Origin of the sequence: Mesorhizobium dulcispinae (assembly GCF_033977345.1) — a bacterium.
In the GTDB taxonomy this organism is placed as follows: Bacteria; Pseudomonadota; Alphaproteobacteria; order Rhizobiales; family Rhizobiaceae; genus Mesorhizobium; species Mesorhizobium dulcispinae.
Window position 1 is genome coordinate 482,504 of sequence record NZ_JAVIIY010000002.1, and the last position, 23,028, is coordinate 505,531.

Annotated in this window: 24 protein-coding genes; 8 read left to right on the forward strand and 16 right to left on the reverse strand. The window is 63.8% G+C overall.

What is annotated here, in order from left to right:
- The 10 genes from ribD to RFN30_RS07215 form a co-directional block, all read right to left on the reverse strand.
- On the reverse strand, nt 1-1,128 hold the full coding sequence (gene ribD / locus RFN30_RS07170) for a bifunctional diaminohydroxyphosphoribosylaminopyrimidine deaminase/5-amino-6-(5-phosphoribosylamino)uracil reductase RibD (protein ID WP_320261404.1): 1,128 nt from the start codon (nt 1,126-1,128) through the stop codon (nt 1-3).
- 2 nt (nt 1,129-1,130) lie between these two features.
- Entirely contained in the window at nt 1,131-1,610 is a 480-nt protein-coding gene (nrdR, locus tag RFN30_RS07175) for a transcriptional regulator NrdR (RefSeq protein ID WP_059184872.1), read from the reverse strand.
- Between the two features lie 116 nt (nt 1,611-1,726).
- A complete protein-coding gene (locus RFN30_RS07180) occupies nt 1,727-2,317 on the reverse strand; it encodes a hypothetical protein (RefSeq protein WP_430698760.1) in 591 nt (196 codons plus the stop codon).
- Between the two features lie 79 nt (nt 2,318-2,396).
- The gene (gene glyA, locus RFN30_RS07185; RefSeq protein ID WP_320261406.1) at nt 2,397-3,710 is read right to left on the reverse strand and encodes a serine hydroxymethyltransferase; all 1,314 of its coding nucleotides are present in this window, start codon (nt 3,708-3,710) and stop codon (nt 2,397-2,399) included.
- Nucleotides 3,711-3,837: 127 nt separating this feature from the next.
- Entirely contained in the window at nt 3,838-5,478 is a 1,641-nt protein-coding gene (locus RFN30_RS07190) for a Na+/H+ antiporter (protein ID WP_320261407.1), read from the reverse strand.
- A 176-nt stretch (nt 5,479-5,654) separates the two neighbouring features.
- Complete coding sequence (locus RFN30_RS07195; RefSeq protein WP_320261408.1) at nt 5,655-6,908, reverse strand: L,D-transpeptidase family protein; 1,254 nt, start codon at nt 6,906-6,908, stop codon at nt 5,655-5,657.
- A 331-nt stretch (nt 6,909-7,239) separates the two neighbouring features.
- Nucleotides 7,240-7,692, reverse strand: coding sequence for a hypothetical protein (locus tag RFN30_RS07200; RefSeq protein WP_320261409.1), 453 nt, complete (start codon nt 7,690-7,692; stop codon nt 7,240-7,242).
- 174 nt (nt 7,693-7,866) lie between these two features.
- A complete protein-coding gene (ldtR, locus tag RFN30_RS07205) occupies nt 7,867-8,382 on the reverse strand; it encodes a transcriptional regulator LdtR (RefSeq protein WP_126094237.1) in 516 nt (171 codons plus the stop codon).
- Nucleotides 8,383-8,726: 344 nt separating this feature from the next.
- On the reverse strand, nt 8,727-9,149 hold the full coding sequence (locus tag RFN30_RS07210; RefSeq protein WP_320261410.1) for a DUF6163 family protein: 423 nt from the start codon (nt 9,147-9,149) through the stop codon (nt 8,727-8,729).
- Entirely contained in the window at nt 9,146-10,189 is a 1,044-nt protein-coding gene (locus RFN30_RS07215; RefSeq protein WP_320261411.1) for a 3-hydroxyisobutyryl-CoA hydrolase, read from the reverse strand. Before RFN30_RS07215 ends, RFN30_RS07210 begins: the two co-directional genes overlap by 4 nt.
- A 167-nt stretch (nt 10,190-10,356) precedes the next feature.
- Between RFN30_RS07215 and RFN30_RS07220 the strand changes: the two genes are divergently transcribed.
- A complete protein-coding gene (locus RFN30_RS07220; protein WP_320261412.1) occupies nt 10,357-11,172 on the forward strand; it encodes a DUF2066 domain-containing protein in 816 nt (271 codons plus the stop codon).
- Nucleotides 11,173-11,399: 227 nt separating this feature from the next.
- Nucleotides 11,400-12,431: a porphobilinogen synthase gene (hemB, locus tag RFN30_RS07225; RefSeq protein ID WP_320261413.1), complete on the forward strand. Its 1,032-nt coding sequence runs from the start codon at nt 11,400-11,402 to the stop codon at nt 12,429-12,431.
- A 112-nt stretch (nt 12,432-12,543) separates the two neighbouring features.
- On the opposite strand, the gene RFN30_RS07230 is transcribed toward hemB, so the two are convergent.
- On the reverse strand, nt 12,544-13,248 hold the full coding sequence (locus tag RFN30_RS07230; protein WP_320261414.1) for a glutathione S-transferase family protein: 705 nt from the start codon (nt 13,246-13,248) through the stop codon (nt 12,544-12,546).
- 108 nt (nt 13,249-13,356) lie between these two features.
- Between RFN30_RS07230 and RFN30_RS07235 the strand changes: the two genes are divergently transcribed.
- On the forward strand, nt 13,357-14,565 hold the full coding sequence (locus tag RFN30_RS07235; RefSeq protein WP_320261415.1) for a polyhydroxyalkanoate depolymerase: 1,209 nt from the start codon (nt 13,357-13,359) through the stop codon (nt 14,563-14,565).
- Nucleotides 14,566-14,740: 175 nt separating this feature from the next.
- Complete coding sequence (locus RFN30_RS07240) at nt 14,741-15,388, forward strand: dihydrofolate reductase family protein (protein ID WP_320261416.1); 648 nt, start codon at nt 14,741-14,743, stop codon at nt 15,386-15,388.
- Between the two features lie 198 nt (nt 15,389-15,586).
- On the opposite strand, the gene ppk2 is transcribed toward RFN30_RS07240, so the two are convergent.
- A complete protein-coding gene (gene ppk2 / locus RFN30_RS07245; protein ID WP_320261417.1) occupies nt 15,587-16,519 on the reverse strand; it encodes a polyphosphate kinase 2 in 933 nt (310 codons plus the stop codon).
- A gap of 265 nt (nt 16,520-16,784) precedes the next feature.
- On the opposite strand from ppk2, the gene RFN30_RS07250 reads away from it, so the two are divergent.
- Complete coding sequence (locus tag RFN30_RS07250; RefSeq protein ID WP_320261418.1) at nt 16,785-17,828, forward strand: aldo/keto reductase; 1,044 nt, start codon at nt 16,785-16,787, stop codon at nt 17,826-17,828.
- 6 nt (nt 17,829-17,834) lie between these two features.
- Here RFN30_RS07250 and RFN30_RS07255 read toward each other — a convergent pair whose 3' ends face one another.
- Both RFN30_RS07255 and RFN30_RS07260 read right to left on the reverse strand, forming a co-directional pair.
- Nucleotides 17,835-18,806 (reverse strand): glycosyl transferase family 90, encoded by a 972-nt coding sequence (locus tag RFN30_RS07255; protein ID WP_320261419.1) that lies wholly within the window; start codon nt 18,804-18,806, stop codon nt 17,835-17,837.
- Nucleotides 18,807-18,924: 118 nt separating this feature from the next.
- On the reverse strand, nt 18,925-19,590 hold the full coding sequence (locus tag RFN30_RS07260; protein WP_320261552.1) for a GntR family transcriptional regulator: 666 nt from the start codon (nt 19,588-19,590) through the stop codon (nt 18,925-18,927).
- 109 nt (nt 19,591-19,699) lie between these two features.
- On the opposite strand from RFN30_RS07260, the gene RFN30_RS07265 reads away from it, so the two are divergent.
- Both RFN30_RS07265 and RFN30_RS07270 read left to right on the forward strand, forming a co-directional pair.
- Nucleotides 19,700-20,947, forward strand: a complete 1,248-nt coding sequence (locus RFN30_RS07265; RefSeq protein ID WP_320261420.1) for an MFS transporter — start codon at nt 19,700-19,702, stop codon at nt 20,945-20,947.
- A 38-nt stretch (nt 20,948-20,985) separates the two neighbouring features.
- A complete protein-coding gene (locus RFN30_RS07270) occupies nt 20,986-21,360 on the forward strand; it encodes a DUF423 domain-containing protein (RefSeq protein ID WP_320261421.1) in 375 nt (124 codons plus the stop codon).
- 22 nt (nt 21,361-21,382) lie between these two features.
- Here the strand turns inward: RFN30_RS07270 and RFN30_RS07275 are convergent, their stop codons facing one another.
- Together RFN30_RS07275 and RFN30_RS07280 are read right to left on the reverse strand one after the other, a co-directional pair.
- Nucleotides 21,383-21,520 (reverse strand): hypothetical protein, encoded by a 138-nt coding sequence (locus RFN30_RS07275; RefSeq protein ID WP_320261422.1) that lies wholly within the window; start codon nt 21,518-21,520, stop codon nt 21,383-21,385.
- 57 nt (nt 21,521-21,577) lie between these two features.
- The gene (locus tag RFN30_RS07280) at nt 21,578-21,721 is read right to left on the reverse strand and encodes a hypothetical protein (RefSeq protein WP_320261423.1); all 144 of its coding nucleotides are present in this window, start codon (nt 21,719-21,721) and stop codon (nt 21,578-21,580) included.
- Nucleotides 21,722-21,897: 176 nt separating this feature from the next.
- Here RFN30_RS07280 and RFN30_RS07285 point away from each other — a divergent pair, with 176 nt between their 5' ends.
- Nucleotides 21,898-22,977: a LacI family DNA-binding transcriptional regulator gene (locus tag RFN30_RS07285; protein ID WP_320261424.1), complete on the forward strand. Its 1,080-nt coding sequence runs from the start codon at nt 21,898-21,900 to the stop codon at nt 22,975-22,977.
- The last annotated feature ends 51 nt before the right edge of the window (nt 22,978-23,028 follow it).

Consider the following 23,028-nt stretch of genomic DNA (forward strand, 5'->3'; position numbering starts at 1 on the left):
TCATGGTCGTACCCATTCGGCGTAGCTGTCCTCGCCGAAGCGCATCTCGCGCAGTTTGCGGAAACCTGACGGGATATGGTCGGCATCGATAGGCGATGCAATGCCGTCCTCGCCGATCGCTTCCGGGCCTTGGAACAGCACGATGCGATCGATCAGCTCTTCATCCAGGAAAGCCCTGGCGACCTTGGCTCCTCCCTCCACCAGAACGCTTGCCATGCCAAGGGCCGCGAGGTCCTCCAGCAGCTCGGGCAAGGCTATCTCGCTCTCATAGGTTTCAGTGCCGATGAAGTGCACGCCTGCGCGTTCGAGCGCGGCCCGCCGGTGCGCATCGGCCTCCGGACAGGCCGCGACATAGAGCGGCACGCGGTCGACGCCGGAAACCAGCTTGGACGTTTCCGGCAGCCGGATCTGGCGATCGAGGATAATGCGGGCCGGCGAACGATTTTCGAGTCCCGGCAGGCGCACGGTCAGAGCCGGGTCGTCCTCCAGCGCGGTGCCGATGCCGACCAGGATGGCGTCGGCTTCCGCGCGCATCAGATAGACCTCGCGCCTGGCGATCTCGCCGGTGATGGCGACCTGGCCGGCGCCTTTCCTGCCGATCTTGCCGTCACTCGAAAGCGCAAGCTTCAGCGTCACTTCCGGGCGTTTTTTCAAAGACCTGATCAAATAGCCGGCCATCTGCTCGGTGGCCTCGGTGGCGAGCACCTTCTCCACAACCTCGATGCCGGCGGCGCGCAGGATGGCGTAGCCCTCGCCGGAGACGCGCGGATCGGGATCGCTCGCCGCGCCCACAACGCGCGCGATGCCGGCATTGACCAGCGCGTTGGCGCAAGGCGGCGTGCGGCCATGATGGGCGCAGGGCTCCAAGGTAACGTAAGCCGTGGCACCACGCGCGAGCTCGCCGGCCTCGGCCAGCGCCTCGGTCTCGGCGTGCGGCCGGCCGCCGACAGCAGTCACACCGGTGCCGACGATCATCGGGCCGGCGCCGTCGTCGCGCACGATGATGGTACCGACGGAAGGGTTGGTCGAGGTGCGGCCGGCGTTGCGGCGCGACAACCTGATGGCAGCCGCCATGAAACGGCGGTCAAGGGCCGTCTGATCGGCCTCGCTCAGTTGCGGCTTCGCCATGATCAGCCGGCGTCCTCTTCGGTCTTTTCCTCGTCGCCCTTCAATTCGCCCAGCAATTCATGGAAATCCTTGGCTTCACGGAAATTGCGGTAGACGGAGGCGAAGCGGACATAGGCGACGTCGTCGAGCGACTTCAGTGCCTCCATGACCAGGCGGCCGACCTCGCCGGAAGCCACTTCCGTCTCGCCGGAGCTTTCGAGCTGGCGCACGATGCCAGTCACCGCGCGGTCGATGCGCTCGGGATCGACGTTGCGCTTGCGGACCGCGATCTCGACGGAGCGCAGAAGCTTGTCGCGATCGAAAGGCACCTTGCGGCCGGATTTCTTGATGACGACGAGATCGCGCAGCTGCACGCGCTCGAAGGTGGTGAAGCGGCCGCCGCAATCCGGACAGACGCGGCGCCTGCGGATTGCCGCGCCGTCCTCGGCGGGACGCGAATCCTTCACCTGCGTATCTTCGGACTGGCAATAGGGGCAGCGCATGGAGAGCCTTCGGTTCGCGATTCTCGGGTGGCGGAAAGGCTTAGAGCCTTTCGTGCCTCAGAGATAGCGAGGCGCGAGGAAGATTGCCAGCGCCCTGCCCCGAACGCCCAATCGCCTCAGGGCGCGACATCCTTCGTGGCGAAGCCGCAGGACGCGCCGAGATTGCGGTAGGCCTTGGTGAAGCCGTCCATCGGGATGCTGGCGACGGTCTGCTTGCCGAAGGCGACGTCGAGCGAGGTGACTTTGCGCATGGCGCGCAGCAAAGTGAGACTGGTCTTGGCCTTGTTGTCGACCATCCAACTGGGACGACCACCGGCGGCTGCGTTGGAGGTTACGGCGGCGGCAACCTTGACGCCGGGATCGCCGAAGGTCGCGGCGATGTTCTTGCCGGTCGGCAGGTCCTTGTTGTCGACGGTGATCATGATGGCGGGATAGGCATCGGGCGGCAGGGCGTCGCCGGTCGAGATCGAGAGCGTGAGAGTGCCCGCATTGCCGACGCCGTCGACAAAAGCCGTGGAGGCGGCGCAGGTCTTGTGAGCGTCCTGCCCGGTATCGAGCGTATCGATGATCGTGGTCCACCTGCCGAAGGTGGTGGTGGCCGGCAAATTCGAGTCCGGCTGTGTTTGCTCCTGGGCGGCCGCGGCGGACATAGTGAATGCGGCCAGCGAGCCGAACAGGGCCAGGGCGGCAGGACGGAAAATGCGCATCATCAAGTCTCCAGTTCGGAGCGCCGTCCAATCAGGACGGCGCTCTGACGGCGGATAAAAGATGATGCGCGGCGCGCGGTCAACCGAGATAGGGATAGAGCGGGAAACGATCAGTCAGCGCCGTGACCTTGGCCTTGACCGCAGCCTCGACGGCAGCGTTGCCTTCGTCGGAATTCGCCACCTTCAGCCCGTCCAGCACCTCGGCGATCAGCTTGCCGATCTCGCGGAACTCGGCTTGGCCGAAGCCGCGCGTGGTGCCGGCCGGCGTGCCGAGACGGACGCCGGAGGTGACGAAGGGCTTTTCCGGATCGAAGGGGATGCCGTTCTTGTTGCAGGTGATGTTGGCTCGGCCAAGAGCTGCCTCGGCGCGCTTGCCGGTGGCGTTCTTCGGTCTGAGGTCGACCAGCATCAGATGGTTGTCGGTGCCGCCCGAGACGATGTCGAGGCCGGTCTCCTGCAGGCTGGAAGCCAGTGCCTTGGCGTTGGCGACGATGCTCTCGGCATAGGCCTTGAAGCTCGGCTTGAGCGCCTCGCCGAGCGCCACCGCCTTGGCGGCGATGACATGCATCAGCGGGCCGCCCTGAAGCCCCGGGAACACCGCCGAGTTCATCTTCTTGGCGATCTCCTCGTCGTTGCACAGGATCATGCCGCCGCGCGGCCCGCGCAGCGACTTGTGCGTGGTCGTGGTCACAACATGGGCATGGGGCAGCGGCGACGGGTGCAAGCCGCCGGCGACGAGACCAGCGATATGGGCCATGTCGACCATCAGATAAGCGCCGATCGAATCGGCGATCTCGCGAAAGCGCTTCCAGTCCCAGATGCGGGAATAGGCGGTGCCGCCGGCCAGGATCAGCTTCGGCTTGGTCTCATGCGCGGTCTTCTCGATCGCGTCCATGTCGAGCAGATGATCATCCTTGCGCACGCCGTAGGAGACGACCTTGAACCACTTGCCGCTCATGTTGACCGGCGAGCCGTGGGTGAGATGGCCGCCGGAATTCAAGTCGAGGCCCATGAAGGTGTCACCGGGCTGCAGGAGCGCCAGGAACACGGCCTGGTTCATCTGGCTGCCGGAGTTCGGCTGGACGTTAGCGAAGTTGCAGCCGAACAGCTTCTTCGCACGCTCGATGGCCAGTTCCTCGGCCACATCGACGAACTGGCAGCCGCCATAGTAGCGTTTGCCGGGATAACCCTCGGCATATTTGTTGGTCATGATCGACCCCTGCGCCTCGAGCACGGCGCGGGACACGATGTTTTCCGAGGCGATCAGCTCGATCTCATGGCGCTGGCGGCCAAGCTCGTTGCGGATGGCGCCGAAAATATCCGGATCGGCATCGGCAAGCGTGGTCTCGAAGAAGGATTCGAATTTGCTGGAGGCTGCCGCGGCATTTGACATGGCTTGCTTTCCCTTGGGGCCGGAGGTCTGCGAGGTCGCCGCGCCATTAACACAGTTGTTTGGAGCCCGCCACGTTTGCGGCGCGAAATTTGCTGGTCGGATTGCGCCAAGCAAATCGGCTGAAGCATTATTTCCTGCCTTGCCGGCTTTTGAGCAGGGCTTCGGTCAGCGTGATCTCGGAAAACAGCGCCCGCATCGTATGGTCGTTGATCTCGCGGCTGCGGAACATAGCGCGCACGGCGGCGCGCTCCGCCTCTAAGCCGGCGTGTCTCAACTCCAGCTCCAGCCGTCCTGCTTCGCGCGCCTCGGCCCGCGCTTCATCGGCTTCGTCTGAGGCCGCGATGCGACGCCGGTAGCCGGCAACGATGCTGTCGGCGACCGCAAGCCAGGCTTCGGCCGCCTCACCTTCGCCGCCCTCGCTGGCGAGGCTCTCGATCCTGACGATGGCCGCGTTGGCGGCGCCGACGCGCGCCCGCCGCTCTTCGGCCGCACCCGGATCCTCACCCGGCTCGACCAGCCCGCGCGCGATCCTTGGCAAAGCAAGGCTGGCGATGAGCAACGAGCAGACGATGACGCCGGCGGCGAGGAAGATCACCACGTCTCGGGCCGGAAAGGGTGAGCCATCCTGCAGCGCGAACGGAAGCGACAGGATGCCGGCGAGCGTGATCGCGCCGCGCACGCCTGCCACCGATCCGGCAAGCCTGACGCGGAAACCAAACGGTTCCGCCTTGCACTTGCCGAGCCGCGCAGCGATCACCGCCGCCATGTCGCCGATCCATATCCAGAGGAAGCGCAGGCCGATCAGGCAGAGGGTCAGAAGCAACACGGTCAGCGCCGGCTCGAACAGCCAGTGCCGGCTGGTCAGCTCCGGCGGCACCCTGCGGATGATGTCGGGGAGTTGCAGGCCGAGCAGGATGAAGAGCGCGCCGTTGAAGACGAAGGTGAGCGTCGACCATAGCGACATCGCCTGGATGCGCGCCGAGACCGCTAGATAGCGGAAAATGCTCGAGGTCCCGGTGAGCAGGCCGGCGGTGACCGCGGCCAGGATGCCGGAGGCGCCGACATGTTCGGCGATGAGATAGGCGACGAAGGGCAGCAGGATCATGACCAGCACCTGCGCCTCCGCCGGCGCGCCGCCGATGCGGCCGAGGATCTGCAGCGCCTTCGCCGCGATGAAGAGCGCCGCGATGCCGGCGAGGATGCCGGCGGCCACGGCATAGAGAAAGGTCAATGAAGCTGCTGCGAGAGAAAAGCTGCCGGTCAGCGCCGCCGCAACGGCAAAGCGGAACATGACCAGGCCGGAGGCGTCGTTGAGCAGGGATTCGCCTTCCAATATATGCATCAGCCGCGCCGGAACGACATTGCGGTCAACGATCGAGGACACCGCGACCGCATCGGTCGGCGACAGCACGGCGGCCAGAGCGAAGGCGACCACCAGCGGGATGCTCGGCACCAGCCAGTGCAGCGCGTAGCCGAAGCCGACGATGGTGAAGAAGACCAGTCCGATCGCGAGATCGAGGATCGGGCCGCGCAGCTCGATCAGCTCCCGCTTCGGCGCCGCAAAGGCGTCGCCGAACAGAAGCGGCGGGATGAACACCAAGAGGAAGAGTTCCGGGTCGATCTCGACATGCAGGCCCTTCGCCGGCCAGGCAAGCGCGGCGCCGATCGCAATCTGCAGCACCGGCAACGGCAACCGCACCAGGCGCACCAGCGCCCCCGAAAGCGCCACGAAAGCGAGCACGACGAGAATGAATACAGCGACATCCATGATGCGATTCCGGCTCTCCGGCCGACCATGCGCAATTGCCGGTGCGGCGTCCAGACAGGCAGTTTCAGCTGGCTTGGCTTCCCGCTAATGAGCGCCGCGGTTACAGTCCACCCTCATGCGCCCAACATAAAAAGGCCGCTCACGGAGCGACCCTTTTCATGTTTTATATCAGCCGCTTACAGCGCAGAGGTAATCTGCAGCTCGCTGTTGCCGTCGAGGCCGTAGATGTCGTCGCGGAACTGCACGACGCCGGGTCCAGTCGACCATGCCGACAGATAGAGGAAATGGACCGGCACCGGATTGACGACCTGAACCGGCGTGTTCTCGCCGGTCTTGATCGCCGCCTCGAAATGCTGGCGGTCCCAGCCGGGCGTGTCGCGCAGGATCCAGGTGACGAGGTCGCGCACGTTCTGGACGCGCACGCAGCCGGAGGAATCGAAGCGCATCAGCTTGCCGAACAGGCTCTGCTGTGGCGTGTCGTGCATGTAGACGCCGTCCGGGCTCGGGAAATTGATCTTGACCGAAGCCATGGCGTTGTTGCCGCCCGGGTCCTGGCGGAAGCGGTACTTGGCGGCATCGTCCGTCGACCAGTCGATCGACATCGGATCGACCTCGCTGCCGTCCGGCGCGAACAGGCGGATATGGCTGTCCTTGAGGTAGTTGGGATCCTTTCGCATCAGCGGAATGATGTCCTTGCGCACGATCGAGACCGGCGCGTTCCAGTAAGGATTGACGATGATCTCGTTGATCTTGGAATTCACGATCGGCGTCTGGCGATCGATCTTGCCGACGATTGCGGTGTGGCGAAGGACCACTCGCTCGTTCTCGACGGCCTCAATCTGCGCCGCCGGGATGTCGACCAGCACATAGCGGTTGCCCAGCGTGCCGGCCTTTTCCTTGAGGCGCTGCAGATTGGTCTGCAACTGGCCGAGGCGGATCTGCGCGGAAACGTTCATCGCCGCATAGGTGTACTTGCCCATGGCGCCGTCGGCCGGCAGGCCGTGGCGAAGCTGGAAGCGCTTGACTGCCGAGTCGACATAGGAATCGAAAGCCGTCGAAATGCCGGCGCTTTGCGGCAGGTCGCCCGAAATCATCAGCCGCTTGCGCAGCGGCACGACATCCGGGTCGTCGACGCCGAGCTGAAGCTTCTTGGTCGCCGGAACCTGCTCCCAGCCGCCCTGGCTGACGATGTTCTGGTATTGCGCCACCGCCTGCTCGGTGAAAGCGACGGTCTGCTGACTGAAGATCGGCAGCGTCGAAGCGACCTTGTTCGTGTTGTTGGCGCGAGCGTCGAACTGGTCGTCCCAATTGCCGCGGGTCGAGGATTTCAGGATATCCCCGACCACATCCTGCGCACTGGCATGGCCGGCGACTACGGCGGCGGCGAGCGCGGAGGCTCCGGTAAGGAAGAAACGGCGGCTGGTTCTCATGGACGTTCCAGACATTCTAGCTGTATCTAATCTCGCTCAGTTCGCTCTACTGGCGGGTTGCCCGCACTCTAGGGTCGGCAATCTTAACAATTAGCCAACCATGACTTGCGTCACCAGGGAGTGAAAACGCAGGACCACGACACCTGTTCCAGGAAGCGCAGGGCACAGGCCCGCAGCATCACCCGCATTCTCGCTTTCACCGCGATTATGGCGGCAACGTGGCCTTGGCCCGCGATTTGCGTCCAGCGATACGGTGAAAGAAAAGGGACCGATGCTTTTGTGCATCGCCGACCGCTGCCGGTCCCGACCGATGCTCTCTGACCGGCTGCCCTTACTTCACCCGGTCAGGACACAAAGCTTTGAACTGATCGAGGGTATAGTCGTAGCCCGAGGCGCCTGAGCCATCGAGCACCACGTTTTCGTCGGTATCGGTAATCTGGAAGTCCGTCGAACTTCCGTCGGGACTGCGGCCCTGGAAAAGCATGTTGGCGCCGTAGAAAGTGGTGAATTTGCCGCTCTTGCAGTCCGCCGTGATCTCCAGATGCAGGGGCGTATTCATTTCCTTGGCGATGCAATCCTCGGTCACCTTGCCGACATAGTCGCGGCAATAACCGATGGCGTTCTGCCTCGTATGCTTGGTCTGGATGCTGGCATGCGAGGTGTTGATGCCCGATTTCTTGACGATCGTGACCTCCATTCCGGCCTTTGAGCCATAGCCGAGGGTCCTGGCGGAGGCTGGCGAAGCAAGGACCACGACGGAAATCGCAAGCAGGACGTAGCGCATGAAGCCCTCCCCTATTGGCTGGAGAGCTTCCACGCGCTCTGCTCGGCGGTCAAGCGCCCTGCCGCAGCCGCTTTCGCAAAAGAAGGGACCGGCACCTTTTGGCACCGGTCCCTTACCGTTTCCCCCGCTCGCGCTTCTTCGGCACGGCTTTGACGTCTCAGATCTCGAATGCGCTTACATCCGGTAAGCGATCGTGTCGTTCCAGAAGCGGTCGAGGCGCTGCAGGGCGCGGTTCATCTGCTTGAACTCGTCGGTGTTGATGCCGCCGACGGCCTCGATCGAGCCGACATGGCGCTCGTAGAGCCCGGCGACGACGTCCGCCACGTCGTTGCCCTTCGGCGTCAGCGAGACGCGGACCGAACGGCGGTCGATGCGTGAGCGCTGGTGGTTGATGAAGCCGAGGTCGACCAGCTTCTTCAGATTATAGGAGACGTTCGAGCCGAGATAATAACCACGCGAGCGCAGTTCGCCGGCGGTCAGCTCCGAATTGCCGATGTTGAACAGCAGCAGCGCCTGGATGGCGTTGATGTCGGAGCGGCCGTTGCGGTCGAACTCGTCCTTGATCACGTCAAGCAGACGGCGATGCAGACGCTCCACCAGCTGCAGCGATTCCATGTACAGCGAACGGATCGCCTCGCGGCGGTCGTCGGATACGTTGGCGGTCTTCGCCGCCGGACGCGAATTGATCATTGTCTTTGCCTCTCGTTTGTCGCCCGGTGATTTTTTGTTCTTCACCTTGATCGCGACACTATCGAATACTCATAAAATTCGACTTAAACGCCAGGGCTAACAAGAGCTTACCGGTAAGAGGTTTCGAAAGAGGCTTAACGAACGGTCACGCGAGCAAGAACAATTAACCTAAAGATTTAGCCAATGGTTTTTGGGCAAATCGTGGGCCTGAATCTAGGGTCCCGGGGGGCGTCCGGCAAGCTAATGCGCGTCGCGCTGAAGCGGGCTCAGGCGACGCGCATTAGGTTTTTGTTTTGATGCATGTCGTTCTCCCGAAACCGGTGCCCACTTTCGGGCGACATGCATTACTGCCGGAGCTGGCGCTTCTGCAGCCAGATCACCACGCGAAAGACGATATAGAGCAGCGCCACGCAGGCATGCGAGGCGACGATCAGCAGCCGGTGACCGAAGAGATCGGGAAAGCCGGCATACATGACGGTCTCTGTCGCCGCGCAGATGAACCAGATCACCGGCCCCCACGAAGCCAGCATCCAGAGGCCCGCGGCGGCGAAGGGAAAGAAGACGGCAAGCGTGGCCGCAGCGACTTGCCAGTGCACCGGCATCAGATCGAAGCGCCATAGCTCGCCGGGATAGATGCCGATCAGCCGGATCCAGTAGAGAATGCCGAAGAGCAGGCAATAGCCGGCGATGACCCGCTGGAACCAGGCGAAGATGACCTCGGTGGTCGAGGGCTGCAGCACCACGCGCCTGGAGGTGACCTCGCTCACAGATCGAGCTCCCCAGCCCCGAGCGGCGCGAAATAGGCATCGACATCGGCCGCGCTCACCGCACCGAGGCTGGCGGGCCGCCATTCCGGCTTCAAGTCCTTGTCGATGATGGCGGCGCGGATGCCTTCGTAGAAGTCGTGGCCGGCCAGCATGCGGTTGAGGATGCGGAACTCCATCTTCATGCATTCGTCCATCGACAGCGTCAGTCCGGCGCTGATCTCGCGCCAGGCGACGTTGAGGCTGGTCGGCGAGCGCGCCCTCATCGTCGCCAGGGTCTTTGCGGCAAACGCATCGGTGGCGGCAGCCTCCTCGAGGCTGGCGATGATACCGGCGAGCGAGGTTTGCGAAAAATGCCGGGCGATCGATTCCAGATCCTGCCGCTCCGTCTCGCGCTTGGCGAGCGTGAAGAAGCCGCGCAACTCCTCACCCGGATCGCCCGATACCGCCAGCTCGTCGAGCAGGCCGGCCTGGTCCTCGGCCTTGATGGTGTGCGTGGCAAGCCCGGACCACAGCGCGTCGCCATGGCGAATCCGGTTTCCCGTCAGCCCGAGATACATGCCGAAGCTGCCGCCGAGATCCGGCAGCAAATGGCTGGCGCCGACATCGGGAAAGAAGCCGATACCGACTTCCGGCATGGCGAACTGCGCGTTCTCGGTCAACACACGGTGCGAGCCGTGGAAGGAGATGCCGACGCCGCCGCCCATGACGATGCCGTCGATCAGCGCGACATAGGGTTTCCTGAAACGCGCGATCCGGGCGTTGAGCCGGTACTCGTCGGCGAAGAAGTCGACCGGCGGCTTGCCGGCGCGGCCGGCCTCGTAAATGTGCAGTATGTCACCGCCGGCGGAAAAAGCCCTGCCCTCGGCCTTGACGACGACGACGCTCACGCCGACATCGCCCTCCCAGGCGTCGAGCGCCCTGCCGAGCGCCTTCACCATACGGTGGGTGACGGCATTGAGCGCCTGCGGACGCGTCAGCGTGACGACGCCCGCCTTGCCCAAACGCTCGAAGCGAATCTCATCGCCTCCGCCAAAATCCATCGCCAGAGAATCCTTCTCTCCGCCCTTCCAGGGGGATTGAAGTGCTAAAGGCGGCATGGGGATGCGTCAATGGCGGCATCGCCGCGCTGGCGGCCAGCCGTGTCCGGTGTTAGGTAACCGGCAAAGCGTTGCGCCCGCGCGGCCCGACAGATTTCGAGCAAATCGACATGGCTGGATTTTCTCGTTTCGTGGCTGGATTGGCAGGTCTCCTTTGCCTGGGAGTTCCGTCGGCCGTCGCCGCGGCGACCTCCGAACTCTACCAGGCGCAGACGATCGTCACCGGCACCGGCGAGCCGAACCGCGACATCGGCTTCAAGGATTGCCTCGACAGGGTGCTGGTCAAGGTTTCCGGCGATCAGCGGCTGACGCAGAAGCCGGAGATGCTGGCGCTGCGCAACAAGGCGGCCGACTTCGTCCAGTCCTTCCGCTACCACGACCGGCTGGAAGGCATTCCGATCCATGACGAGCAAGGCACGCATGACCGGCCGCATGATCTGACTTGCCTCTACAAGCCCGCGGTGGTCGACAAGCTCCTGGCGCAGCTCGGCAGCAGGCCCTGGCACGGCGAGCGGCCGCTGATCGCCGTCTTCCTCGCGACCGAACAGGGCGCGAGGCACTTCGTGCTGACGGCCGACGAGGGCCGCGGCGAGACGATGCGCGAATCCTTCGCCAATGCCACCGGTCCGCTTCTGATGCGCGTCACCTTTCCAAAGGCCATGCAGCTTGCCGGATTGGATGAGAAGGCGCTCTCCGCAACGGATATGGCAAGGCTCGACCAACTCGCGAAAAAGGCAGGAGCGGCCCGGGCGCTCGCCGGCAGCATCGTGTGGAGCGACAAGGAACTCGGCTGGATCGCCGACTGGCGGCTGGCCGATCGGGGCAAGACATATCGATGGCAGGCGCGCGGCGTCAGCTTCGATGAGGCTTTTCGCGTGGCTGTGAGGGGCGCGGCGCAGATTTTGTCGGGCAACGGACAGCCTTGAAGCTCAGCTTCCTCGCCCCCCACGAGAGTGGGGGAGAGGTGGCTCGGCGAAGCCGAGACGGAGAGGGGGAGCGCCCCACGAAGGCCCCCTCTCCGTCCGCTTCGCGGACACCTCTCCCCCGCCTTTGGCGGGGGAGAGGAAGCTGAGCTTCAGCCTGGCACAATCGTGTCGCATTGGTCTGCGGTGAAACCGCGTGGTAAAAGCCGATCCAAAAGAGAGTTTTGGCGATGAACAGATTCACCCCCGCAAAACCTGCCGGCGCGCGCAGCGTCGACGAAATCACCGGCAGCCGGCGGCTGCGCCGCATGCGCAAGGCCGACTGGTCGCGCCGGCTGGTGCAGGAAAACCAGCTCTCGGTGAACGACCTGATCTGGCCGATCTTCGTGGTCGACGGCAAAAATGTCCGCGAACCGATCGCCGCCATGCCGGATGTCTACCGCCTGTCCGTCGACCTCGCGGTCAAGGAAGCCGAGCGCGCCGCCAGGCTCGGCATCCCAGCGATCGCCACCTTCCCCAATATCGAGCTATCGCTGCGCGATCAGACTGGCTCGCACATCCTCGACCCGGAAAACATCATCAACCGCACCACGCGCGCCATCAAGGATGCGGTGCCGGAGATCGGCATCATTACCGATGCTGCGCTCGATCCGTTCACCAGCCACGGCCATGACGGCATTTTGCGCGACGGCATCATCGTCAACGACGAGACGGTTGAGCAGGTTACCGCTGCGGCCGTCATCCAGGCGGCGGCCGGCGCGGACATCATCGCGCCGTCCGACATGATGGACGGCCGCATCGGGGCCATCCGCGACGCGCTGGACGCCAACGGTTTCCAGGACGTGGCGATCATGTCCTATGCGACGAAATTCGCTTCGGCCTTCTACGGACCGTACCGCGAGGCGGTCGGCACCGCCGGCCTGCTCAAAGGCGACAAGAAGACCTATTACATCGACCACGCCAATTCGGACGAGGCGGTGCGCGAGGCCGAGCAGGACCTCGCCGAGGGTGCCGACATGCTGATGGTGAAGCCGGGTCTTCCGTATCTCGACATCATCCGCCGGCTGAAGGACGAGTTTGGGATGCCGACCTTCGCCTACCAGGTGTCGGGCGAATATTCGATGATCAAGGCCGCCAGCGCCAATGGCTGGATCGACGGCGAGAAGGCGATGCTGGAATCGCTTCTCGCCCTCAAGCGCGCCGGCTGCGACGGCATGCTCACCTATTTCGCACCGACCGTGGCGGAGATGCTGAAGGGCTAAGGCAATTCCTGGAAAAGTGTCAGCGGTCAGGCTCGGCGACTTCGCCATAGCCTTCCGTCCGGAGTTGCGACAAAACAAAATAGAACCGGCAAGCGGCGCCGCTGACCAGCCGTCAGAATTCCACGTCTAGCTCGACGATCTCCTCTGGCTCGGCGAGCGCTCCTTCCGTCCATTCCCGCACCAGCGGCCAGGCGAAGACCGTTTCGCAGAAGGCGGCGAGCGGCGCTTCGAGGTCAACCGCGTAGGTGCGGAAGCGGGTGCTGACCGGAGCATACATGGCATCGGCCATGGTGGGCCGTGCCCCGAACAGCCACGGTCCACCATAGGTCGCCAGGCATTCCGACCAGATCGCCTTGATCCGCTCCACATCGGGCCGCGCGCCGGAAAAGATCTTGAAGCTCTTGTGCCTCGCCTTGAGGTTCATCGGCAGTGCCGAGCGCAGATTGTGGAAGCCCGAATGCATTTCGCCCGACACCGCGCGGCAATGGGCGCGCGCCACGCGCTCGGCTGGCAGCAGGCCGGCGCCCGGCATCGTCTCCGCCAGATATTCGGCGATGGCCAGCGTATCCCAAACGGTGACGCCGTCATGCGTCAGCCGCGGCACCAACACCGATGGCGACAGGAGCAGCAATTCCTGCCGCTGCTCCGGATCATCGATGTCGACGCGCTTCTCCTCGAACTCCAAACCGGCCATGCGGCACAGCAGCCAGCCGCGCAGAGACCACGACGAGTAGTTCTTCGACGAGATCGTCAACGTCGCCTTCGTCGCGCTTTCCGGCTTCGCCGCAACCACCTTCGCCTTCCCCGCCTTGGCCATGTCGTGGAACCCCCAAGCCTTTCGCCGGCAACAATCCTCTCGCAATGCAAAATAAATTGCACTAGCTTTTTTGCACTGCACGATGGGCTGTCAGCGGAACGAGGCGCAATGCTTTACCAGGCCTACCAGCTCCAGGACGACCTCATAGCTCCGGCGCGCATGCTTGCCGAACTGATGGGTTCCGTGACGGGCGGGATGGCGCTCGGCGACGCCGCCAAACGGCGTATCGCGGCCGGGCTGGAGATGATCGCCCGTTTCAGGCTCACCCATACGCGGCCGGATTTCGGCATCGGGACTGTCAGTGTCGGCCGCCGCGAGGTGCTGGTCGCCGTCGAAACGGTGCTCGCCCTGCCCTTCGGCAAGCTGCTGCGTTTTGCCAAGGACATCGACGCCCGCCAGCCGAAGGTCATGGTGGTCGCGCCCCTGTCGGGACATTTCTCGACGCTGCTGCGCGGCACGGTGGAGACGCTCCTGGCCGACCACGAGGTCTATGTCACCGACTGGGCCAATGCCCGCGACGTGCCGCTTTCGGCCGGCAGCTTCGGCGTGGACGACTATGTCGACTACCTCATCCGTTTCCTGGAGGCCATCGGCCCGGGGGCGCATATCCTGGCGGTCTGCCAGCCCTGCGTCCAGGCGCTCGCCGCCGTCGCCATCATGTCCGAGGACAGGCATCCGGCGACGCCGCGCTCGATGACGCTGATGGCGGGGCCGATCGACCCGCGCGAAAGCCCGACCGAGGTCAACGAATTCGCCGTGAGCAAGTCGCTAGCCTGGTTCCAGAGCTACGTCATCTCTGATGTGCCCTTCCGCCACCCGGGCGGAGGGCGGCGGGTGTATCCGGGCTTCCTGCAGCTCACCGCCTTCATGGCCATGAACAGCGACCGCCACGTCACGGCTCATCGCAAGCTCCATGAGCATCTGGCGGCCGGCGAGACCGCCGAAGCCGAGAAGATCAAGACTTTCTACGACGAGTATTTCGCGGTGCTCGACCTCACCGAAGAATTCTATCTCGAGACCATCGACCGGGTGTTCCAGAAGGCGGAGCTCGCCACAGGCGCGTTCGCCTTCCGCGGCAGCAAGGTCGATCCCGGCGCGATCCGCAACACGGCGCTGCTCACCGTTGAGGGCGGCCGCGACGACATATGCGCGCTGGGCCAGACCTCGGCGGCGCATGATCTGTGCCGCTCGCTGCGCCCACATCTGAAGCGGCATCACCTGCAGGCCAATGTCGGCCATTACGGCGTCTTCAACGGCAAGCGCTGGGAACGCGAAATCTATCCTGTGGTGCGCAACCTCATCCTGGCGATGGAATAGCGAGACGCGCGCGGACGAGCGAACCGGCGCCGTGGCCGCCCGCTTCCTCGAGTCAAATCCATAAACCGGGATCGTACCGCGGAGCGCGATGCCGCTGCCCATCCGCTTGCAATTCGCAATCGGTCAAGCTATCAGTTAACCGCTTGCAAATCACAACTGGGTCAGGAGGCCAATGATGTCCAGGCTGCGTGTCAACGCTTTCACCTTGTCGCTCGACGGCTACGGCGCCGGTCCCGATCAGACTCTCGAAACCCCGCTCGGCGTGGGCGGCGAAAACCTCCACAAATGGATGATCAAGACCCGCTCCTTCCACCAGATGATCGGCAAGGATGGCGGGACGACGGATACCGATGACGAGTTCGCCGTGCGCAGCTTCGAGAATGTCGGCGCCTGGATCCTTGGCCGCAACATGTTCGGGCCGATCCGCGGCGAATGGCCGGACGAGAGCTGGAAGGGCTGGTGGGGCGACAACCCGCCTTATCACGTGCCGACCTTTATTTTGACGCATCACAAGCGCGCGCCGATCGAGATGGAGGGCGGGACGACGTTCTATTTCGTCACCGACGGCATCCGCTCAGCGCTCGACCAGGCGAAGGCGGCGGCCAACGGCAAGGATGTGCGCGTCGGCGGCGGCGTCTCGACCGTACGGCAGTATCTGCAGGAAAGCCTGATCGACGAGATGCATCTGGCGGTCTCGCCTCTCCTGCTCGGCTCCGGCGAGCATCTTTTCGCCGGCCTCGACATGCCGAAGCTCGGCTACCGCTGCACCAGCCAGGTCGCAACGGCCGACGCCACGCATGTGATGATCGGGCGGATTGAGTGAAAGCGTAATCTCCCCCTTGTGGGGGAGATGGCCGGCAAGCCAGAGGGGGGCGCTGTCCCGCAAGCGCACTTATCAGTAGCAGTTTTGCTTTTGGGCTGTTTTTCGTGGGCTACCATCGATAGGGCGGCGATCCTTCGCGCCCCCCTCTGCCCTGCCGGGCATCTCCCCCACAAGGGGGGAGATCGCAGCTTCACTGCCTCAATACTTCGCCGGCACGTAGAGCTCGCGCGGCAGCACCTGGCGCTCGTAGTCCGGGTTGAAGACGCGTTCCGGCAGCGTGATCTCCTCATGCGGCACGTCTTCGTAAGGCAATTGCTGCAACAGGTGGTCGATGCAGTTCAGCCGCGCCCGCTTCTTGTCGTTGCCCTCGACGATGAACCAGGGCGCTTCCTTGATGTTGGTGCGGGCGAAGGTCTCTTCCTTGGCCTTGGTGTACTGCTCCCAGCGCACGCGCGACTGCAGGTCCATCGGCGACAGCTTCCACTGCTTCATCGGATCGTGGATGCGCATCAGAAAGCGCATTTGCTGCTCCTCGTCGGTGATCGAGAACCAGTATTTCACCAGCGTGATGCCGGAGCGCACCAGCATGCGTTCGAATTCCGGCACGTCATGGAAGAATTCTTCCACCTGCTCGGGATTGGCAAAGCCCATCACGCGCTCGACGCCTGAGCGGTTGTACCAGGAGCGGTCGAACAGCACGATCTCGCCGCCGGCCGGCAGGTGCGGCACGTAGCGCTGGAAATACCATTGCGACTTCTCGCGCTCGGTCGGGGCCGGCAAGGCCACGACGCGAGCGATGCGCGGGTTAAGCCGTTGGGTGATGCGCTTGATGACACCGCCCTTGCCGGCGGAGTCGCGGCCCTCGAAGACCACCACCAGCTTCTTCTTGTGGTAGGCGACCCAGGACTGCAGCTTGATCAGCTCCGACTGCAGCCGCAGCAGCTCGCGGAAATAGGTAATCCGGTCGATGGAGGGCGGATGCGACTTCTTGTAGATCCTGGCGATCTCGAGCGAGAGCGCGGGTTCGGAAATCTCCAGCTCATAGTCCTCGTCGAGCGTGTCCTCGAGCTCGGCCTCCAGCCAGTCCTTGGCCCCGGAGTTCGGCTCGGAATTCGGTTTGAGTTCGTTCATCGCGCAGCTCCTGCCTGTCAGCCACTTTCGCCACGGATGCGTTCCGGCCGCGGCCGAGAACACAACTCCGTAAGCCGACTGAGATACAGACGCGCAATGACGGTTTTATTGCAAGCGCGGACCAGCACCTCTGGACTAGCCGATATGTGATCGGCCCGTATCGATGGCGGGGCGACAAGCCGCTCGAATTGTCCTACAAATGCCCTCACCTCGTTCCGGCGCCCGCTACGGCGCGCCCCTTCAAAACAAATCGCGAGGACCAGACATGGAATACCGCACGTTTGGCCGTTCCGGCCTGAAGGTTTCGACATTGACGCTTGGCACGATGACCTTCGGCGGCACGGGCCCGTTCGCCGCCGTCGGCAATTCCGATCTTTCGGAGGCCAGACGCATCATCGACACCTGCATCGATGCCGGCATCAACCTCATCGACACCGCCAACGTCTATTCGAACGGCCTGTCGGAAGAAATCGTCGGCGAGGCGCTCGGCGGCAAGCGCAAGAACGATGTGCTCATCGCCTCCAAAGCGCGCATGCGGATCGGCAACGGCCCCAACGACGAAGGCCTGTCGCGCCATCATCTGATCCGCGAATGCGAGAGAAGCCTGAAGCGGCTGAAGACCGACGTCATCGACATCTATTTCCTGCATGAGTGGGACGGCGTCACGCCGCTCGAGGAGACAATCGCCGCGCTCGACACCTTGGTCGGCCAGGGCAAGGTCCGCTATGTTGGCTGCTCCAACTATTCGGGCTGGCAGGTGATGAAGGCGCTCTCGATCAGCGACAGCCATCATCAGCCGCGCTTCGTCACGCAACAGATCCACTACACGCTTGAAGCGCGCGAGGCGGAGTACGAGTTGCTGCCGATCGCGGTCGACCAGGGCCTTGGCGTGCTGGTGTGGAGCCCGCTGGCCGGTGGCCTTCTTTCGGGCAAATACCGCCGCGACAGCCCGACTGCGCGCCAGCTCGGCGGCTGGTCGGAACCGCCGATCCGCGACGAGGACAGGTTGTGGCGGATCGTCGACGTGCAGGTCGAGATCGGCAAGGCGCGCGGCGTTTCGGCGGCACAAGTGGCGCTGGCCTGGCTGCTCGGCCGCCCGGCTGTTTCCTCGCTGGTGATCGGCGCCCGCAACGAAACCCAGCTCAAGGACAACCTTGCGGCGGCGAGCCTGACACTTTCGCTCGACGAGCGCCTGCGCCTCGACGCTGTCAGCAGGCCGCCGGTGCTTTACCCGTACTGGCACCAGCAGCTCACCGCCAAGGACCGGTTCGGCCCGGCCGATCTGGTGCTCGACCGCAGTGACATCTGAGCATGGTCAGCCGGTGATGTAGCGCCAGACTTCCGGGTCGGGTTCGATCTGGCCGCTCAGCACGAAATATTTGTAGAGGACGAGCAGCGAGACCGCACGCTCGTCCTTTTCGTTGCTGAACCGGCGGCAATAAGCGTTGGCCGCCGCTGTGATGCGCTGGGCTTCCGCCTGATGCTTTTCGAAATAGGCGATCTTGTCGGCGATGTCCGAAAAATCGGGCGCCAGCGGCACGTAATGGACATTGGCTTCGAGCTCAGCTTCGGCGAACCATGTCTCATAGGTCGGAGGCGGCATCAGGCAGAGCGAATTCGAGCTCATGATCCATTTCAGGTTCGTCGCCACGTCGTTGCCTTCGAGCGAGACGATGTAGCGGAACTGCCGCTGCTGCGGGATGGTGAGATACGGCTTGCGGTAGTCCTCCGGCGCGCTCGGCTTGGGCGAGCCCGCATCGCAGACCGGCAGATCGCGCACGGTGTCGACGAACCGCTTGCGGATCGGATTGTTGAAATCGCCGCGCCAGACCGCCATCGGGCGCTTGTCGGCGAAGGACAGATTGTCCCTCGGCATGTTGAAGTGGCGGAACTTGTCGAGCTTCATGATCACGGCGTTGCCGTTGCCGTCGCGGATTGGCCGATCCTTGACGATCGCCGGCATCGCGGGCACGTCGACGACATCGCCGAACTCGAGGTCGATGAGCAGGTCGCGATCGAAGTAGCGGGCGAACTCCTTCAGATCGTAATAGTACATGCTCCCGAATTTGGGTATTTGACCGGCTGGGACGGCAGCCGGGCTCGGCACGAAGCTGTGGTCGAGCTTGTTGTAATAGTTGACGCGATCGCGGACCGTTTTACCGGAGAGCTTCGCCTGTTGCAGGCGGCCGGCAAGGCGCTGGCGAAAGAGAGCCTGCGGCAGCACATCGCGCGTGATGTTGCGTACGAAGTAAAATACCCGCGCTGCGGTGCGTAAGGGCGAGGCCATGCGTCCTTCGTTTCAAAGATGTGCCGTCGCGCCTCCTACAGCATTGTGCCGAACATCTTGCAAGCCCGCGCAGCCCAATGAACTTGTGAGAGTCCTAATATTCGACGACGTTGCGGGATCAGGCAGCGACGACGGCGAAGCCCCTGGCGCGCAGGCCGCGCCGGTCGTCATGCAGCGACGTAATCAGCCGATCGCGGCTGCCCGCGATATGGGCCGAAAGCAGCCGCGCTGCCTCGTCGGCGTCACCCTGTCGCACTGCAGCCAGGATGGCATGGTGCTCGGCCCAGGCTCGGCCGAGGGCTCTCTCGTCACGCACTTCCAGCCAGCGGGCGCGCGACAGCCTGGTCATGGCGTCGCGCACCGCTCGCAACAGGAATTCATTGCCGGAAAGCCTGGCCAGCTCGATGTGAAAATCCATGCCGACGCGGTGCCATTCCTCGCGCGGCGTATCGGCGTCGCAGGAATCCAGCATCGCCGCGATCACTTCGACACCGCTGCGATCCTCAAGCGCTGCCGTCAACCGCACCGCCGCCACCTCGACCGCCTCGCGATAGACGGCGATCTGGCCAAGCTCGGCAAGGTTGATTGGCGCCACCGTCCAGCCGCGGCCGTCGCGGCCGATCAGCCCTTCGGTCTCGAGGCGCAGCAGTGCCGCCCTGACCGGGGTGCGCGAGGCGCCGAAGCGGCTTTCGATCCAGCGCTCGGTCAGCCGCTCGCCCGGGCCGATCTCCAGCCCGAGGATCATCTCGCGAAGCTGCCTTTCGACATTCTGCATCTGCGACATTGTCGTTTCGCTCTTCGGCGCCGCATTGACAGCGGCCGGGTCGAGGTTCATGACGGATACCAGCTTGGTATCCCAAATTGGTATCCGGAACAACCCGGGCAGGCAAGACATGGCGAACGACACTTCGGAACAGAGCGGTTACAACCTCCACTGGCGACGCAACCTTGCCGTCTGCTTCGCCGGCTCGTTCAGCACGCTGATCGCCATGACACTGCTGTTGCCCTTCCTGCCGCTTTACGTCGAACAGCTCGGCGCCGAGGGACACGTAGCGATCGTGCAATGGTCGGGCGTTGCCTATGGCGCCACCTTCTTTGCCGCGGCGCTGGTAGCACCCTTATGGGGCAGGCTCGGCGACCGCTACGGCCGCAAGCTGATGCTGGTGCGCGCCTCGTTCGGCATGGCGATCTGCATGTCGCTGACCGGTATGGTGCAAAGCGTGTGGCAATTGGTGCTGCTGAGGCTCTTGATCGGCTTTGCCGGCGGGTACTCTTCGGGATCGACGATATTGGTAGCGATGCAAACGCCGAAAGACCGCTCAGGCTGGGCGCTCGGCGTGCTGTCGGCCGGCATCACGGCGGGCTCGCTGGTCGGCCCGCTGCTCGGCGGTTTGCTGCCGCCGGTGATCGGCATCCGCGCCACCTTCCTGCTCTCGGGTGGCGTCATCTTCCTGGCTTTCCTGGCCACGACTTTCCTGATCAAGGAAAACCCGCCGGCGCCCAAACCTGTCTCGGCGGCAAAGCCGAAAAGCGGCTGGTCGCAGATCCGCGACAAGCGCCCGGTCGTCGCCATGCTGACAACCGGCATGCTGCTCGCCTTCGCCACCATGTCGATCGAGCCGATCATCACCGTCTATGTGCAGCAGCTCGTCGAGGACCAGAGCAAGGTGACGATGGTCGCGGGCGTGGTGATGTCGGCGGCAGCGCTCGGTACCATCCTGTCCTCTTCATGGCTGGGCAAGCTCGCCGACCGCGTCGGCCACTGGAATGTCGTCGTCGGCGCCCTCGCCGTCTCGGCGCTGCTGCTCATCCCGCAAGCCTTCGTCACCGACGGCTGGCAGTTGATCGGGCTGCGCTTCCTGATGGGCCTGGCGCTGGGCGGCCTGCTGCCCTGCATCACCAGCGTCATCCGCCACAACATCCCGGACGGCGTCGGCGGCAATGTGCTCGGACTGTCGATCTCGGCGCAGTATGTCGGCCAGGTCGCGGGACCGCTCGCCGGCGGCTTCGTCGGCGGGCATTTCGGCATGCCGGCGGTGTTTCTGGGCACCTCCGTGCTGATGGCGCTGGGCGCGGCCTATAACTGGATTGTCCAGTCGCGGCGGGCGCGGCATATGCTGCTCGAAGCCGGCGGATCCTGATCGGCGCGCTCGCTCGACCGAAGCATGGAGCATTCAAGATGAGCCTCGCGGGGCAATCCTCAAACGGCGGCAGCCGTATCCTCGTGCTGGCGGGTGGCCTTGTCGGCGCGGCAGGCGTGGCGCTATCGGCGGCGGCCGCGCATTTAGGCGGCGCCTTCACCGGCACGGCTGCATCCTTTCTGCTGATGCATGCACCGGTCTTCCTCGCCATCGGCCTTATCGGCGGCAACCGGTGTCTGAGGCTCGCAAGCCTGGTGCTGCTCGTCGGCCTGCTTCTGTTCTCGGGCGATCTGCTTGCCCGGGATTTCCTGGGCTCGCGGTTGTTTCCGATGTCGGCGCCGATGGGCGGCACTTTGCTTATCGCCGGCTGGCTGGTGATCGCGGTCTCGGCGCTGTGGCGCCCGCGATCTTAGATCGACCGCATGGCTCGGCGGATTACCCGCGCCCGGGACGCCGCTTGCGCCTCCGCGTCGCCGGTTCGGCCGCGCGCTGCCGCTCCGGCCGGTCGGTCGCCGGCGCGATGCCCCAATAGTTGCGATAGATGTCCTGGAAAAGATGGCTGATCGGATGCATGACGGATCTCCAATTATTGAATCGATCCAATCGATCGACGTAAAAAGGAATGATTTCTCAGGCGCGCTTGCGCTCCACGATGAAGCGCGGCTCACGCTTCCACGGGCTTGCCTTGCCCCGGCGCCGTTCGCTCAGCGAGGCCGAGGCAATGCCCCAATCGTTGCGATAGACGTCCTCGAACAGATAGTTGATCGGATGCATGGCATCCTCCTTCTGGAATTTTGCTCCAACCAGGAAAGCATATTGGATCGATTCAAATCATATGCCTCACGCCATCGGAGTCAAGCGGAAATTTGAATCGATCCAACAAAAATGTTAGATGACCGGCAACCATTCCGCGGTCATGTTCGTCACGTGACCGGATTCGGAGGAACGACATGGCACCACTCGTCGAAGGCCAGGCACGACCGATCCGGCTGGCGGATATCGCCAAGGCAGCCGGCGTCTCGCACGGCACGGCCTCCAACGTTTTCAGCCGGCCGGAGATCGTGCGCGCCGAGGTGCGCGAACGGGTCAAGGCGGTGGCGGAAGCGATGGGCTATGCCGGCCCCGACCCCAAGGGGCGCCTGCTGCGTGCCGGCAAGGTCAATGCCATCGGCGTCGGCACGACCGAGCCCCTCTCCTATTTCTTCGAGGACCCCTTTGCCCGCGTCATGATGGCCGGCATCTCTGAAGCCTGTGACGCCACCGGCGCCGGCATCGCCCTGGTCTCGGCCGCCAACCAGGAAAAGCTCGCCTGGAACATTCAGAGCGCGCTGGTCGACGGTTTTATCCTGTTCTGCATCGAAGGCGGCTCGCGGCTTGTCGATCTGACGCGCGAGCGCAGACTGCCTTTCGTCGCACTGGAGCTCGGCTTTCACGATGAGACCATTTCGGCGATCGGCGTCGACAATGTCGCTGGCGGACGGCTCGCCGCGCGTCATCTCGCTGAACTCGGCCATCGTCGTTTCGCGGTTCTATCGCTGACTCTCGGCGAGGATCGCACCGGCTTCGTCACGCCGGAAATGGTCCGCTCGGCGGTCTATACGGGAACGCGCGATCGTCTCGCCGGCTATTTCGAGGAGCTGTCCCGCTTCGGCGTCGACACGACACAGATCCCGATCTTTGAGACCGAAAACGAGCAAAAGAGCACCAGGGCCGGTCTCGAAGCGATTTTTTCCGGCGGCGAGAGGCCGAGCGCCATCCTTGCGATGTCGGATAGGATGGCCATGATTGCCATCGAATGGCTGACCGCGCGGGGTATTAAGGTGCCCCAGGATGTTTCCGTTGTCGGCTTCGACGGCGTACCGGACGGCGCGCTCTGCGACCCGCCGCTGACCACGATCGCCCAGCCGATCACCGAGATCGGCCGGCGCGCAGCCCGTATGATTCTCGACTTCGACGGCACGGTGCGGCGCGAGACGATGGGCGTCGAGCTCGTCGTCAGAGCCTCTACGGGCCCAGCGCTGAAAGGCTGAACAATTCCGAGCAGTTCAGCTGAACAGCTGAACTGCTTTCCCGGATTTCTT

Bases quoted from the DNA above. Each gene is read 5' to 3' on its own strand.
- RFN30_RS07285 (WP_320261424.1), top strand. From the start codon at position 21,898: ATGGCACCACTCGTCGAAGGCCAGGCACGACCGATCCGGCTGGCGGAT.
- RFN30_RS07265 (WP_320261420.1), top strand. From the start codon at position 19,700: ATGGCGAACGACACTTCGGAACAGAGCGGTTACAACCTCCACTGGCGA.
- RFN30_RS07255 (WP_320261419.1), bottom strand. From the start codon at position 18,806: ATGGCCTCGCCCTTACGCACCGCAGCGCGGGTATTTTACTTCGTACGC.
- nrdR (WP_059184872.1), bottom strand. From the start codon at position 1,610: ATGCGCTGCCCCTATTGCCAGTCCGAAGATACGCAGGTGAAGGATTCG.
- RFN30_RS07195 (WP_320261408.1), bottom strand. From the start codon at position 6,908: ATGAGAACCAGCCGCCGTTTCTTCCTTACCGGAGCCTCCGCGCTCGCC.
- RFN30_RS07270 (WP_320261421.1), top strand. From the start codon at position 20,986: ATGAGCCTCGCGGGGCAATCCTCAAACGGCGGCAGCCGTATCCTCGTG.
- ribD (WP_320261404.1), bottom strand. From the start codon at position 1,128: ATGGCGAAGCCGCAACTGAGCGAGGCCGATCAGACGGCCCTTGACCGC.
- RFN30_RS07230 (WP_320261414.1), bottom strand. From the start codon at position 13,248: ATGGCCAAGGCGGGGAAGGCGAAGGTGGTTGCGGCGAAGCCGGAAAGC.
- RFN30_RS07220 (WP_320261412.1), top strand. From the start codon at position 10,357: ATGGCTGGATTTTCTCGTTTCGTGGCTGGATTGGCAGGTCTCCTTTGC.
- RFN30_RS07235 (WP_320261415.1), top strand. From the start codon at position 13,357: ATGCTTTACCAGGCCTACCAGCTCCAGGACGACCTCATAGCTCCGGCG.
- glyA (WP_320261406.1), bottom strand. From the start codon at position 3,710: ATGTCAAATGCCGCGGCAGCCTCCAGCAAATTCGAATCCTTCTTCGAG.
- RFN30_RS07190 (WP_320261407.1), bottom strand. From the start codon at position 5,478: ATGGATGTCGCTGTATTCATTCTCGTCGTGCTCGCTTTCGTGGCGCTT.
- ldtR (WP_126094237.1), bottom strand. From the start codon at position 8,382: ATGATCAATTCGCGTCCGGCGGCGAAGACCGCCAACGTATCCGACGAC.
- ppk2 (WP_320261417.1), bottom strand. From the start codon at position 16,519: ATGAACGAACTCAAACCGAATTCCGAGCCGAACTCCGGGGCCAAGGAC.
- RFN30_RS07180 (WP_430698760.1), bottom strand. From the start codon at position 2,317: ATGCGCATTTTCCGTCCTGCCGCCCTGGCCCTGTTCGGCTCGCTGGCC.
- hemB (WP_320261413.1), top strand. From the start codon at position 11,400: ATGAACAGATTCACCCCCGCAAAACCTGCCGGCGCGCGCAGCGTCGAC.
- RFN30_RS07250 (WP_320261418.1), top strand. From the start codon at position 16,785: ATGGAATACCGCACGTTTGGCCGTTCCGGCCTGAAGGTTTCGACATTG.
- RFN30_RS07275 (WP_320261422.1), bottom strand. From the start codon at position 21,520: ATGCATCCGATCAGCCATCTTTTCCAGGACATCTATCGCAACTATTGG.
- RFN30_RS07260 (WP_320261552.1), bottom strand. From the start codon at position 19,590: ATGTCGCAGATGCAGAATGTCGAAAGGCAGCTTCGCGAGATGATCCTC.
- RFN30_RS07200 (WP_320261409.1), bottom strand. From the start codon at position 7,692: ATGCGCTACGTCCTGCTTGCGATTTCCGTCGTGGTCCTTGCTTCGCCA.
- RFN30_RS07240 (WP_320261416.1), top strand. From the start codon at position 14,741: ATGTCCAGGCTGCGTGTCAACGCTTTCACCTTGTCGCTCGACGGCTAC.
- RFN30_RS07280 (WP_320261423.1), bottom strand. From the start codon at position 21,721: ATGCATCCGATCAACTATCTGTTCGAGGACGTCTATCGCAACGATTGG.
- RFN30_RS07215 (WP_320261411.1), bottom strand. From the start codon at position 10,189: ATGGATTTTGGCGGAGGCGATGAGATTCGCTTCGAGCGTTTGGGCAAG.